General features: G+C 34.4%; 11 protein-coding genes. All 11 read right to left on the bottom strand.

Annotated elements, in window-relative coordinates:
- Positions 1 to 57: 57 nt before the first annotated feature.
- Genes ftsZ through Q0856_RS14375 form a run of 11 tightly spaced genes read right to left on the bottom strand, consistent with a single transcriptional unit; the run spans position 58 to position 14,069 of the window.
- Entirely contained in the window at positions 58 to 1,968 is a 1,911-nt protein-coding gene (gene ftsZ / locus Q0856_RS14425; RefSeq protein ID WP_298506162.1) for a cell division protein FtsZ, read from the bottom strand.
- Positions 1,969 to 2,015: 47 nt separating this feature from the next.
- Entirely contained in the window at positions 2,016 to 3,347 is a 1,332-nt protein-coding gene (ftsA, locus tag Q0856_RS14420; protein WP_298506160.1) for a cell division protein FtsA, read from the bottom strand.
- Between the two features lie 6 nt (positions 3,348 to 3,353).
- Positions 3,354 to 4,073 carry a cell division protein FtsQ/DivIB gene (locus Q0856_RS14415; protein ID WP_298506158.1) on the bottom strand — a complete coding sequence of 240 codons (720 nt, stop codon included), beginning with the start codon at positions 4,071 to 4,073 and terminating at the stop codon, positions 3,354 to 3,356.
- On the bottom strand, positions 4,063 to 5,415 hold the full coding sequence (gene murC / locus Q0856_RS14410) for a UDP-N-acetylmuramate--L-alanine ligase (protein ID WP_298506155.1): 1,353 nt from the start codon (positions 5,413 to 5,415) through the stop codon (positions 4,063 to 4,065). The genes Q0856_RS14415 and murC overlap by 11 nt, the downstream gene beginning before the upstream one ends.
- Position 5,416: 1 nt before the next feature.
- Positions 5,417 to 6,508 (bottom strand): undecaprenyldiphospho-muramoylpentapeptide beta-N-acetylglucosaminyltransferase, encoded by a 1,092-nt coding sequence (gene murG, locus Q0856_RS14405; RefSeq protein ID WP_298506153.1) that lies wholly within the window; start codon positions 6,506 to 6,508, stop codon positions 5,417 to 5,419.
- A complete protein-coding gene (locus Q0856_RS14400) occupies positions 6,495 to 7,697 on the bottom strand; it encodes an FtsW/RodA/SpoVE family cell cycle protein (RefSeq protein WP_298506151.1) in 1,203 nt (400 codons plus the stop codon). Before Q0856_RS14400 ends, murG begins: the two co-directional genes overlap by 14 nt.
- A gap of 2 nt (positions 7,698 to 7,699) precedes the next feature.
- A complete protein-coding gene (murD, locus tag Q0856_RS14395) occupies positions 7,700 to 9,034 on the bottom strand; it encodes a UDP-N-acetylmuramoyl-L-alanine--D-glutamate ligase (RefSeq protein ID WP_298506148.1) in 1,335 nt (444 codons plus the stop codon).
- Positions 9,034 to 10,254: a phospho-N-acetylmuramoyl-pentapeptide-transferase gene (mraY, locus tag Q0856_RS14390; RefSeq protein ID WP_298479235.1), complete on the bottom strand. Its 1,221-nt coding sequence runs from the start codon at positions 10,252 to 10,254 to the stop codon at positions 9,034 to 9,036. Before mraY ends, murD begins: the two co-directional genes overlap by 1 nt.
- A 15-nt stretch (positions 10,255 to 10,269) precedes the next feature.
- A complete protein-coding gene (locus Q0856_RS14385; protein ID WP_298506144.1) occupies positions 10,270 to 11,733 on the bottom strand; it encodes a UDP-N-acetylmuramoyl-L-alanyl-D-glutamate--2,6-diaminopimelate ligase in 1,464 nt (487 codons plus the stop codon).
- Positions 11,730 to 13,739, bottom strand: a complete 2,010-nt coding sequence (locus Q0856_RS14380) for a penicillin-binding protein (protein ID WP_298479243.1) — start codon at positions 13,737 to 13,739, stop codon at positions 11,730 to 11,732. The genes Q0856_RS14385 and Q0856_RS14380 overlap by 4 nt, the downstream gene beginning before the upstream one ends.
- Entirely contained in the window at positions 13,740 to 14,069 is a 330-nt protein-coding gene (locus Q0856_RS14375) for an FtsL-like putative cell division protein (protein WP_298506142.1), read from the bottom strand.

Here is a 14,069-nt window from a genome sequence, read left to right as displayed (position 1 = left end):
AATAAACCCGAAAACAGTTTCTATTTTCGGGTTTTAATAAACTTATTAAAGTGTTTCTTAATCTACATTATCATGTAAAAAAGAATTATTAGAACGTAATTGAATTTCATCGTTACTATCCGAGCTCAAAGTAGTCCTAGAAACTTTATTTTCCCCTCCATTATCATTTAAATTTACGCCTTGTCTCTTATATGCGGGCTCTTTTTCTATTTCATCAACACTAGTATGTCCGCTTTGAAATTTGTAATTATAATCTTTCAATTTTCTTCTACGTTCATCTGCTCTTTCTTTAAGCAACTCTTCAATAGGCTTATCCATTGGATCTACCTCTTCCTCTACTACCGTTCTGGCAACTGGATGAACTGTTTTCTTTTGAAAAACCAACTCATCTTCTACAATTTTTGGCTCAAATTCTTCCGCTTTAGATTTTGCGCCAGTAAGTTTGTTCTCTAACTCCATATAGTCATCCAAACTATACCTAGTTTCTCCTTCTTTACTATATTCTAATACTGGAATTACTTCTACATGATCATTAACATTAAGATCTTTAACATCATCATCTAAACTAAAAGTAATAACGTTCTCTTGCTCTTCTTTCTTAGTAGTATTTAAAGGCATATCAAAACTCATAGCAAACATATCGTCCTCCTCTTGCGGCTTAGAAGAAACTTCTTCTGCTTCTACAACCTCTATACTTTTTAAAGCATCTGACGAGTCCACAATAATAAAATCATCCTCGCTTACATTCTCTGCTACAACTTCCTCATAAAAAACATTAAAATTTCTTATATAATTATTTGTTGGTATTAAATCTAAATCATCAACATCTCCTAAATTGTGCTTCACCACCTTTTCTTCAGCGTTTTCATTTTCTTCCACAAGGTGATGTACTATATTTCCAGGTGTTAAATCTTTTTCTGCTTTTTGACTATCTTCTAAAGTGTGAATTATTTTTTTAGATTCAGTATTAACAATATCATCTTGTTGATCAATGTTAAATCCCGTTGCTATAACAGTTACTGCAATAGCCTCTCCTAATTCTTCATCTTCACCAACACCCATTATGATGTTTGCTCCATAACCAGCTTCTACTTGTATGTGATCATTGATTTCTCCAATTTCATCAATAGTAATTTCTTGCGAACCAGAAACGATTAACAATAATACATTTTTAGCACCTGTAATTTTATTATCATTAAGTAATGGAGAGTCTAGAGCTTTCATGATAGCTTCATTTGCTCTTGCTGATCCAGATGCGATTGCAGAACCCATAATAGCTGTACCACTATTAGAAAGTACTGTTTTAGCATCCCTAAGGTCAATATTCTGTGTATAGTGATGTGTAATTACTTCTGCTATTCCACGAGCAGCAGTAGCTAATACTTCATCTGCTTTAGAGAAACCGGCTTTAAATCCTAAGTTTCCATAGACTTCTCTAAGCTTATTATTATTAATTACAATTAAAGAATCTACATTGGAGCGTAATTTTTCTATACCGAGTTGTGCCTGTTGGCATCTCATTTTACCCTCGAACTGAAAAGGCATTGTAACAATCCCAACAGTAAGAACATCTAATTCTTTTGCTAATCTAGCGATCACGGGAGCAGCACCAGTACCTGTTCCACCGCCCATACCAGCAGTAATAAAAATCATCTTGGTCGAGGTACCCAACATGCTTTTTATATCTTCCATACTTTCTAAAGCTGCTTGTTCACCTACTTCAGGATTTGCACCAGCACCTAAGCCTTCTGTAAGGGAAACACCTAATTGAATTTTATTCGGCACAGGGCTATTATCTAGAGCTTGCGAATCTGTATTACAAATAACAAAATCTACTCCGTTAATTCCTGCTTGGAACATGTGGTTAATGGCATTACTTCCGCCACCACCGACTCCAATTACTTTAATAACATTACTTTGATTTTTAGGTAAATCAAAAGCGATACTTTCAAATTCAGTGTTACTCATCCTGTTTAAAAATTACTGGTTAATGTGTATGTTCTTTAAAATTTTATTTATTCTGCGTTATCTAAAAAGTCTTTCAACTTATCGGACCATTTATCAAAGACAGATTTCCTAGGAAAACTTTCCTTAGTTTGCGCCGCTGTGTTTTCCGAAACCGATTCCTCAACTAACACCGGTTCTTCTTCCTGCTCAACAACTTCTTCTATTTTTTTGTTTTTAGCATCGTTTTGTACAGCATTCATTAATAAACCCACTGCCGTTGCATACAACGGACTTACTACTTCTTTATCCGAATCTCCTGCTAAATGCTCATTTGGATACCCTATTCTTGTATCCATTCCTGTTATATATTCTACTAATTGCTTTAAGTGTTTTAACTGGCTACCTCCTCCTGTAAGTACAATTCCGCCAATTAACTTCTTTTTCTGATCGTCATGACCGTAGTTTTTAATCTCTACATATACTTGCTCAATTATCTCTACTACTCTAGCATGAATTATTTTAGAAAGATTTTTAAGTGATATTTCTTTAGGTTCTCTACCTCTTAATCCTGGTATTGAAACTATTTCATTATCCTTATTTTCTCCTGGCCACGCAGAACCAAATTTTATTTTTAATAATTCTGCCTGTTTTTCTATAATAGAGCAGCCTTCTTTAATATCATCTGTTATTACACCACCTCCAAATGGAATAACGGCAGTATGCCTAATAATTCCATCTTTAAAAATAGCCAAATCAGTAGTTCCTCCTCCTATATCTATTAAGGCAACACCTGCCTCTTTTTCTTCTTGACTTAATACAGCATTAGAAGATGCTAAAGGTTCTAAGGTAATATTCCCTAAATCCAGGCCAGCACTTTTAATACATCTACCTACATTTTTTATAGATGTAACTTGCCCAACCACTACATGAAAATTAGCCTCTAACCTTCCGCCATACATTCCTATTGGTTGCTTTATCTCGGCTTGCCCGTCCACTTTATATTCTTGCGGAAGAACATGTATAATTTCTTCTCCCGGAAGCATTATCAATTTATAAACTTGATTACATAACGTATCCAAATCATCATCATTAATAACTTCTTCAGAATCCTCTCTTGTTATATAATCGCTATGCTGTAAACTACGTATGTGCTGCCCTGCTATACCAACAACAACGGAACTAATTTTTAAGCCACAACTTGCCTCAGCTTCTTCTACGGCTTGCTGAATGGATTTAATAGTTTGGGTAATGTTATTTACAACACCCCTATGCACACCTAAACTCTTAGATTTTCCTATCCCAAGAATTTCAATTTTCCCATATTCATTCTCCTTACCAATGATTGCAACAATTTTGGTAGTACCGATGTCTAAACCTACTGAATAATTACCTTGTTCCATTGTTCTCTATATTTTGGTGCACACTACTTGATTATTAAACTCTAGACTAACCATTGTAAAATTTTCCAATGTTTTATCTTTATTTGCTTTAGCGTAAAAAGCTTTAAAATTATTAAACTTTTCTTCTAAATTATCCACTCCACCCAAATTAACAACAAATTGCTCCATCCGGAACTTTAGTTGATAATTTGCCACATCTTTAATATGAACACCAATTACATTCTTTCTCAAGAACTCATCGCTATTTATATATTTTAATATTTCATATACATCTTCCAAAGTATCACCCGATACTTTTCCTGTGATAATTGGCACTCTTGCAGAGTGATTTTTAGACAAAGGCATGCGTTTTCCTTCGTCATCCAAATAAAAACTTGCATCACTTGTAATCCTTGCAATTGGCTTACGTTGCACAATTCTAGACGTAAGCTCCCCATCCACAGCAAGATACACTTGAGCCCTTTTTACCATTTCGTTAGCCTCAATGGCTTTCTCCACGTTATTCAAATCTAATTTTTCTTTGGAGACGTTTTGAAGGTTTCCATAATTTTGTATTAACAATTTATTAACCGTCCCCTGTGTTAGGTATAAATTCTCATCTCCGACGAATTCTATACTACTATTTTTTATCTTTTTAAGGCCACTTCTATAACCGGAAAACGCATACAAACCCAGCAAAACAAAGCATAAACCAAGCATTTTCATAATGTTCCAATTAATCTGCATCTTGTAACTCTTTTTTTATTTTTTGTACTTCTAATCCTATATCTCCTGCACCCATTGTAACTAACACTTCTGGGTTTTGTTCTTTAATTTCTGAAAGAATATTTGTTTTATTAATTAATTTTTTATTTGGATTTTTGATTTTACCCAACAACCATTCCGAGGTTACCCCGTGTATAGGTTTTTCCCGAGCTGGATAAATATCTAATAACAAAATTGAATCAAATTTTGATAAACTTTCTGCAAAATCCTCCACAAAATCTTTTGTTCTAGAAAACAAATGTGGCTGAAACACTGCAACTACTTTTTTATTTGGATGCATTTCATAAACCGCATTATTTACCGCATTAATTTCCGTAGGATGATGCGCATAGTCATCTATATAAATTAAATTTTTATTTTTAATTTGATAAGAAAACCTTCTTTGCACTCCTTTAAATGTACCTAATGCTCTAGCAAGGCGATCAGCAGGGGAACCAGCTTGTATCGCCATCGCAAAAGCAACTAAACCATTTAACAAATTATGTCTTCCTGGCTTGTTAAAAGTAACCCCTGTTATAAGCGTATCAGGAGTTCCCAAATCAAAAATGTAGGCACCATGTTCTATTTTTAAATTTCGGATGCAAAAATCCGAATCGTCTTCTATTCCATAGGTTATACCATTAATTGGCAACCCATTACGCACAAACAATTTACCATTTGGCTTTAAACGTTTTGCAAAATCGTTAAATGAATTTTGTAATTCTTTTTCTGTTCCATAAATATCCAAATGGTCTGCATCCATAGAAGTAATACATGAAACATTGGGCGATAATTGTAAAAATGAGCGATCAAACTCATCCGCTTCTACCACAGAATAATCCACCCCTTCTAAAAGGAAATTACTATTAAAATCTTCGGATATACCTCCTAAGAAAGCAGTTATTGGAGTTCCCGTTTCTTTTAACAAATGAGCCAAAATGCTCGACGTTGTAGTTTTTCCATGTGTGCCAGCCACTGCGAAACAAAAAGTATCTTTTGTAATAAGCCCCAATACCTCTGAGCGTTTTTTTATCGCAAAACCATTATTTAAGAAATACTGATATTCTTCATGACTAGTTGGCACTGCAGGTGTATATACTATTAAGGTTTTTGAAGCATCTAAATATTCTGTAGCAATATTTTTTTTATCATCTTCATAATGTATTGTTATACCTAAATTCTGAAGATCTTTTGTTAATGGTGTTTCCGTTTTATCATAACCTGCTACATTTTTATTTATGAATTTAAAGTAACGAGCTAAAGCAGACATTCCTATGCCTCCTACACCTATAAAATAAACGTTATGTACTTGCTTTAAATCCATTTTACTTTTGCAACAATAATTCTACCTGATCCACAATATCTTTTGTAGCATTTGGTAATGCCATCTTTTTAATATTTACTCCTAATTCTTCCTGGTTTTCTTTAGATGTAATTACCTCTGAAAAAACAGAATTAAAATTAGCATTCAATTCTTTTTCTTTAATCATTATAGCAGCGTTCTCACGGACTAAAGCCATCGCATTTTTGGTTTGATGATCTTCTGCCACCGTTGGCGACGGAATAAACACAACTGGCTTCCCAACTATACTCAATTCAGAAACAGAACTTGCCCCAGCTCTAGATATAATACAATCTGCGGCCGCATATGCAAAATCCATTTTATTAATAAAAGCCATTACTTTTACGGTATCTGAGTTGTATTTTTTATACTCTTCAAAGTATAGTTTTCCACATTGCCACAACAATTGCACTCCTAATTCTTTAAAATAATCTAGCTTTTGCTCTATTAGTTGATTTATTCTACGAGCTCCTAAACTACCTCCCAAAACAAGTACTGTCTTTTTACCTGTACTCCCCTTAAAAAAATGCAACGCTTCTTCTTTTGTAGCGTCCATCTTTATTAAATCTTCACGAACTGGGTTTCCTGTTTTTATAATTTTATGAGCAGGAAAAAACTTTTCCATACCATCATAAGCCACACAAATCTTTGCAACTGCATCTTTTAGCAACTTATTGGTTATACCCGCATACGAATTTTGTTCTTGCAACAAACAAGGTACTTTTCTTCCTGATGCAATTTTTAAAAGCGGTCCACTAGCAAAACCTCCGGTACCTATTACGGCATTGGGTTTAAATTTAGACACTATTTTACGCGCTTTTAACAAACTACTTATTAGTTTAAAAGGAAACATTAAATTTTTAAAGGTCAACTTACGTTGTAACCCAGTAATCCACAAACCTTCTATTTTATACCCTGCCTGGGGCACTTTTTCCATCTCCATTCTATCCTTTGCACCAACAAAAAGAAATTCCGCATTTGGATATCTTTTCTTTAACTCATTAGCAATAGCGATAGCCGGATAAATATGTCCGCCAGTACCACCTCCAGAAAGAATAAATTTATAATTGTCCACTTAATATTTCTAAAGGGTTTGTCTCATCTATATCATCAGACACACTTTCTTCTATTTCGGTGTCTTTATTACTAACACTTAGTATAATACCTATAGCCAAACATATCATCCAACTAGAGGTTCCTCCCATACTAACTAATGGTAAGTTTTGCCCTGTAACAGGAAATAATTCTACTGCTACAGCCATATTAATTAAAGCTTGAAAAACAATTGGCAAACCCACTCCTAAAACCAGTAATTTTCCAAATATTGTTGTGCTCCCATTTGCTACTACTATTATTCTAAAAAGCAGTAATAGATAAAAAAACATCAATACAAATCCTCCAACAAGGCCATATTCTTCTACTATAATTGCATAAATAAAATCGGAAGAACTTTGCGGTAAAAAATTCTTTTGTACACTCTTACCTGCTCCTTTACCAAACACCCCACCAGTAGCTATGGCTATTTTTGCTTTTTCTATTTGATAGTCCGCTTCTGTGTCCTCTGGATTAGCAAAGTTATCTATTCTGCTCATCCAAGTATCTACTCTATTCGGGAATAAATCTGGAGCTGCTTTAGCTGTTAATATAAAAATGGCTAAAAATGCAACACCTGTACCAATAATTCCTAGTAAATATTTTATAGGATATCCTCCTAAAAAACAAAGCATTAATACCATAGAAAATATTATTGCTGCCGTAGAGAAATTCGCTGGAAGAATTAAGACAATCGTTAAAAAAACAGGAATCCATAACGGGAGTATACTTTCCGAAAAAGTAATTACCTTATCCTTTATTTTTGTTAAATACCTTGCTACATAAATCATTAAAACCACTGCCGCCAAATTAGATGGCTGAAAACCTAAACCAACGAGTGGCAAACGAATCCACCTACTAGCATTAGTACCTCCACTAGAGGTTCCTTGCGCCAATGTTAACACAAGAAGCATTAAAACTACTGGCATTGCTATAAGGGACAATCCTTTAAAGAAATGTGTTGGAATTTTATGCACCCCATAAATAATACCAAAACCTAAAAATAAAAGCAGAGCATGTTTCACTAAATGCCCCATAGTAGTACCGTTACCAACCACATAAACTAAATTACTACTAGAGCTATATACTGGCAAAAACGAAAATAGAGCCAAAAGAGCAACAACTGCCCAAATAGCCTTATCTCCACTAATAGTATTTAAAAGTTTTAACACGTTTATAAATTTTTAATCGCCGCCTTAAATTGATTTCCTCTGTCTTCGTAATTTTTAAACAAATCGAAACTTGCGCATGCTGGTGAAAGCAAAACAGCTTCTCCACGTTCTGCAATTTTATAAGCTACTTTCACAGCTTCTTCCATGGCATATGTTTCTACCATTAAATCTACTACATTACCAAAAGCATCTTTAATTTTAGAATTATCTTCTCCTAAACAAATAATAGCTTTTACCTTTTCTCTAACCAAAGGCATTAACTCTTTGTAATTATTACCTTTATCTACACCACCCACTATCCATACCGTAGACGTTTTCATGCTATCTAAAGCATAATACGTTGCATTAACATTTGTTGCTTTAGAATCGTTAATGTATTGCACATGGTTTATTTTTAGAACTTTTTCCAATCGGTGTTCAACACCTTGAAAAGTAGCTATACTATTACGTATAGTTTCTTTTCTTATGCTCACCAATTTAGCTGCAGTAGATGCCGCCATTGTATTTTTAAGATTATGCTTCCCTTCTAAGGCCAAGGTATCTGTATTCATTTCTATAGTATTATTTTGTGTCTTTATTTTAATTTTCTTGTCTTCTGAATATGTTCCTTCTTCTAACTTTTTAGTTATTGAAAAAGGAATTAATTTCGATTGTATTGGGTTTTCTTGTAACCATTTTACGATTACTTCATCATCGGCATCATATACAAGGAAGTCTTCTGGTCCTTGATTTTTTGCTATTCTAAATTTAGAAGCTATGTAGTTTTCAAACTTATAATCATAGCGATCTAAATGATCTGGTGTAATATTGGTTAATATTGCGATATGTGGCTTAAAATCAATAATACCATCTAACTGAAAACTACTAATCTCTAAAACATAATAATCGTAGTTATTTTCTGCAACCATTTTAGCGTAACTATCCCCAATATTACCTGCCATACCTACATGTAAACCTGCTTCTTTAAAAAGATGATTTACAAGCATAGTTGTCGTAGTTTTACCATTACTCCCAGTTATACCAACAATAGTAGCATCGGTATATTTAGTTGCAAATTCTATTTCAGAAATTACAGGAATACCTAGCCCTGCTATGTTTTGTATTAAAGCAACTTTATCTGGTATTCCAGGGCTTTTCATAACCACATCGGCATTTAATATTTTAGCCTCTGTATGCTTTTCTTCTTCCCAATCAATCTCAAAATGTTTAAGAACGTCTTTATATTTGTTCTTTATTTTCCCTTTATCGGAAACAAAAACTTCATATCCTTTCTTCTTTCCCAAAATTGCAGTTCCAACACCGCTTTCTCCACCCCCTAATATTACTAGCCTTTGCATTATCTTACTTTAAGAGTAACAACCGTTACAATTGCCAACAAAATTCCTATAATCCAAAAACGAGTTACTATTTTACTCTCGTGATATCCTTTCTTTTGATAGTGATGATGCAATGGAGCCATTAAGAAAATACGTTTTCCTTCTCCGGTCTTTTTCTTTGTATACTTAAAGTAACCCACTTGTAACATTACAGAAATTGACTCGGCGAAAAAGATGCCACATAAAATAGGTATCAACAATTCTTTTCTTATAATTATAGCAATAACTGCAATAACACCCCCTATAGTTAAACTCCCTGTATCTCCCATAAAAACTTGGGCAGGAAAAGCATTGTACCACAAAAAACCAATTAATGCCCCAACAAACGCAGTTACAAAAACTAGCAATTCACCTGCTCGCGGAATAAACATAATATCTAAATAATCTGAAAAAAAATAATTACCAGAAACCCAAGTAAAAACACCAAGAGTAAACACAATAATTGCAGAGTTCCCAGCCGCAAGACCATCAATACCATCCGTGAGATTAGCCCCATTGGAAACCGCTGTAACAATAAGAATAATCATTGGAATGAATATTAACCAAGCATACTCCTTAGCCCCATCTCCCATCCATGAAATAAAACTACTATAGTCCAGTTCATTGTTCTTAAAAAAAGGAACTGTCGTCATGGTTGACTTTATATCTTGCCCTTGAACTTCTTCTACCGTATAATTTTCTGTTATTACTGTTTTATTATGCTCTCGCATTGTTACTTCTGGATGAAAATAAAGTGTTGCTCCAACAATTAAACCTAAACCTACTTGACCTAATATTTTAAAACGGCCTTTTAAACCCTCCTTATCCTTTTTAAAAATCTTTATATAATCATCTATAAAGCCAATGACACCCATCCAAACAGTGGTTACTATTAATAAGATGATGTATATATTATCCAATTTAGCAAATAACAAAACTGGTATTAAGGTGGACATAATTATAATTAAGCCACCCATTGTTGGTGTTCCTGCTTTTTGTTTCTGACCATCTAAACCTAAGTCTCTCACCGTTTCCCCTATTTGTTTTTTCTGAAGAAACAGGATAATACGCTTACCATAAACCGTTGCTATTATTAAAGAAAAAAGAATAGCCATTGCCGCACGAAATGTGGTAAACTGAAACAGGCTTGCTCCAGGAAACTGGTATTGTTTTTCTAAATATTCAAATAAATAATACAGCATTCTTTTATTATTCTTTTACTTATTTAAGCTTTCTAATAACTCCTTTACTATTTTAAAATCATCAAAATCCACTCTTTCACCATTGGTTTCCTGATAGGTCTCATGTCCTTTTCCCGCCACCAAAATAATATCGTTCGCTTCCGCAAATTGACAAGCAGTTTTTATAGCCTGTTTACGATTTTCTATAGAAAGGATTTTTTTAAAATTTTGCGGCTCCACGCCCGCTTCCATCTCCTCAATTATAACACTAGCAACTTCTGTCCTAGGGTTATCTGATGTAAAAATGGCTTTGTTACTCATTTCAGCTGCGATATTACCCATTACCGGACGCTTAGACTTGTCTCTATCGCCACCACACCCCACAACGGTGATGACGTTTTCATTTCCAGTCCTCAATGTCTGAATTGTCTCCAAGACATTTTTTAAGGCGTCCGGCGTATGGGCATAATCCACTATAGCCGTAATTTTTTCTTTAGATATAAAATATTGAAATCTGCCATCTACGTTATCTAACTCACTTAACAATCTAAGTGTCTCCAAATTTTCTAGTCCCAATAACTCCGCCGTAGCAAAAATGGCCAGCATGTTATAGGCATTAAAATGACCGATTAATTTTGTCCATAACTCCTGATCATTTACCTTAAGTAATTGACCATCAAAACGATTCTCTAGAATCTGTGCTCTATAATCTGCAAACGACTTTAAGGCATAGGAATATTTCCTTGCTTTTGTATTTTGAAGCATTACCCCTCCATTCTTATCATCTACATTGGTTAGAGCAAAAGCTTTTTTACCTAAATTATCGAACAATACTTTTTTTGTATCTCTATATTCTGCAAAGGTTTTATGATAATCTAAATGATCATGGGATAGATTGGTGAAAATTGCTCCTTCAAAAACTAAACCTTCTGTTCTTTTTTGATGAATACCGTGAGAGCTTACTTCCATGAAGCAATACTCCACCCCAGCATCATTCATTAAACTTAAATACTTATTTATAGTTAAAGCATCTGGCGTGGTATGTGTTGTCGCATAATTCTTATCATCTACCATAATTTTTATGGTAGATATCAACCCTACTTTAAAACCTGCCTTTTTAAACAATTGAAATAACAAACTACTAATAGTTGTCTTTCCATTAGTTCCTGTTATACCAACAAGTTTCAAATTTTTTGAAGGCGTTCCGTAGTAATTAGAAGCCATTATTGCTAAGGCCTTATTTCCATTATCCACCTCTACATAAGTAACCCCATTTACCAGAACCTCAGGTAATGTTTCACAGATAATAGCTTTAGCTCCAGAATTTATTGCCTTTTCAATAAACTTATGACCATCTGTTAATGTACCTTTTATAGCCACAAAAACATCATCCAAGCTTACTTCTCTAGAATCAAAACACACCACATTTACCAAACAGGTAGTGTCTCCACTAACCGCAGACAAACTTACCCCAAACAATATGTCTTTTAGCAACATCATGAAAGCACCAATACTATTTTATGTTCTACTTTATTAATATCTGTACCATGAGATACGGATTGTTTTTTTACTCTGCCATTCCCCTTTACCTCTACACGTAATCCCAAATTTTCTAAAATTGCCACAGCATCCATTCCACTCATCCCTTTTACATTTGGCACAGTACTTTGCTTTTTCTGAGCCTGGGTGTAAAATTGTTGATAGGCTTTCTCTAAATTTTCATCCTGAGCATTTTCCATATCAATCTCATCTACCATTGGCGATGTAGCATAAATTTTTTGAGCAACAGATTTAAATACAGGTCCAGCAACATCCGCCCCGTAATAACCCACACTTTTATCTGGTTCATGAATAACCACAATACAAGAATATTTAGGATTATCTGCCGGGAAGTAACCTGCAAATGTGGATATGTATTTTAATTTATCTGGATCTTTAGAAACGTAATCTTTTTGACATGTTCCTGTTTTACCTGCCATAGAAAAATTAGACGAATACAACCCATGTCCGGTACCATGTTTTTTCTCAACTGTATTTTTTAATAGTTGCCTTACCTTAGAAATTGTTTCCTTAGAACATATTGACGGGTTAAGAACTTCTTTATCAAAAACCTCTACAGTTCTATTCCATTCTTTTACTTCTTTTATTAATCTTGGCTTCACCATTTCACCATCATTAGCAATAGCATTATAAAACGCCAAGGTTTGCATTGGTGTTACCGCAACTTCATAACCATAAGCCATTTGCGCCAAGGAAAGACCAGACCAACCTTTGTCTCCAGGATAGCGTATAACAGGTTTTCCTTCTCCTTTAATAGGCATTCCCAATTCCTTATGTAAGTTCATGTTCATTAACCTATTCACATATTTCTCTGGATCCTCTTTATAGCCATTATGAATCATTTTAGCAAATGCCGTGTTAGAAGAAACTTCAAAAGCTTTAGACATAGTAATTTTACCGTAACCCCCTCTATGAGAATCTCTCACACGATGTTTATAGATTTTCCAAACTCCTTTTTCCGTATCCTTTATAGTACTAGTATCTACTATACCATCTTCTAAAGCAGCTACAATATTCATTAACTTAAAAGTAGAACCAGGTTCATGAGACTCTCCTATAGCATAATTAAGACGCTCATAATATTTACCTTCTTTGGTTCTTCCTAAATTTGAAATTGCCTTTACCTCTCCTGTTTTAGTCTCCATTACAATAACGCATCCGTGATCCGCTTTGTAATAATCTAATTGCTTTAGTAAAGCATGATGCGCTATATCCTGAATATTTACATCTATCGTTGAGATAACATCATAACCATCTTGCGGCTCTACAATATTATCCATACCTATAGGCTTCCATTGTCCTTTGGCTATTTTTTGCTTTAAACGCTTACCTTCTACCCCTCCTAAATACTGACCAAAAGCGCCTTCTAAACCTACCCTCGTATAGTATCCATTTTCATCTACACGCTCATACCCAACACTTCGCTCCGCGATTTTACCTAGCGGGTGTTCTCTTACCGTTTTCTGCTCTACTATTATCCCACCTTTATATGGACCTAATTTTAACAAAGGAAAATTTTTCACTTCCATATAATCGGAATAATCCAGGTTCCTTGCCAACAAGGTGTACCTATTTTTATTTGCCTTTGCCTTACGTAATATTTGCTGATAATGAGATGGCGTATTGCCCAACAACTTAGCAAGAGCTGCTGCTAATGGCTTTACGTTTTCATTAAAAGTCTTCTCCTTTACAGTAACGGCATCGAAACGAATAGTATATCTAGATACCGAAGTTGCCAAAAGGCTACCATCATCAGAATACAAGTTTCCACGATTAGGAGCTATAGTAAACATTTTCGAGGTCCGCTTATCCGCAATATCTTTATACTTATCTCCGTGCACCATTTGAATACTCACCATCTTAAACATAACAATTCCTGCAAAAACAAAAAATGCTCCTGCAACAACATATAGTCTAGTTAAAATTCCTTTGTCCGTGGTAGGCATCTAGAGATTTTTATTGATGTTCGATTTAACTCTTATTTTTTTTGGCGGCGTTTCTGATGGATACAAATCTTCTTCCGCCAGTATTTCTGTTATTTTAGATTCTAACTTTAACCTTTGAACGTCGGAACGTACATCCACAAACTCACTTCTTAGCTCGCGTACTTGCTCATTTAATGCTGCTATTTTATGCACCTTGGTATCTGCGCTATGTGAACTACCTATCATTACTGTAGCCAAAAACGAAGCAAAAATGATGAAGAGCCAATTTTTTGGGGCATCTCCACTTACTAGGAATTTCCCCTTTAGGATATCTAATAAGCCTTTTTTCAT

It is taken from the genome of uncultured Maribacter sp. (genome assembly GCF_947496775.1).
Taxonomy (GTDB): domain Bacteria; phylum Bacteroidota; class Bacteroidia; order Flavobacteriales; family Flavobacteriaceae; genus Maribacter_B.
This window is presented reverse-complemented; position numbering and strand designations above follow the sequence as displayed.

Bases quoted from the DNA above. Each gene is read 5' to 3' on its own strand.
- ftsZ (WP_298506162.1), bottom strand. From the start codon at position 1,968: ATGAGTAACACTGAATTTGAAAGTATCGCTTTTGATTTACCTAAAAAT.
- ftsA (WP_298506160.1), bottom strand. From the start codon at position 3,347: ATGGAACAAGGTAATTATTCAGTAGGTTTAGACATCGGTACTACCAAA.
- Q0856_RS14415 (WP_298506158.1), bottom strand. From the start codon at position 4,073: ATGCAGATTAATTGGAACATTATGAAAATGCTTGGTTTATGCTTTGTT.
- murC (WP_298506155.1), bottom strand. From the start codon at position 5,415: ATGGATTTAAAGCAAGTACATAACGTTTATTTTATAGGTGTAGGAGGC.
- murD (WP_298506148.1), bottom strand. From the start codon at position 9,034: ATGCAAAGGCTAGTAATATTAGGGGGTGGAGAAAGCGGTGTTGGAACT.
- mraY (WP_298479235.1), bottom strand. From the start codon at position 10,254: ATGCTGTATTATTTATTTGAATATTTAGAAAAACAATACCAGTTTCCT.
- Q0856_RS14385 (WP_298506144.1), bottom strand. From the start codon at position 11,733: ATGATGTTGCTAAAAGACATATTGTTTGGGGTAAGTTTGTCTGCGGTT.
- Q0856_RS14380 (WP_298479243.1), bottom strand. From the start codon at position 13,739: ATGCCTACCACGGACAAAGGAATTTTAACTAGACTATATGTTGTTGCA.
- Q0856_RS14375 (WP_298506142.1), bottom strand. From the start codon at position 14,069: ATGAAAAAAGGCTTATTAGATATCCTAAAGGGGAAATTCCTAGTAAGT.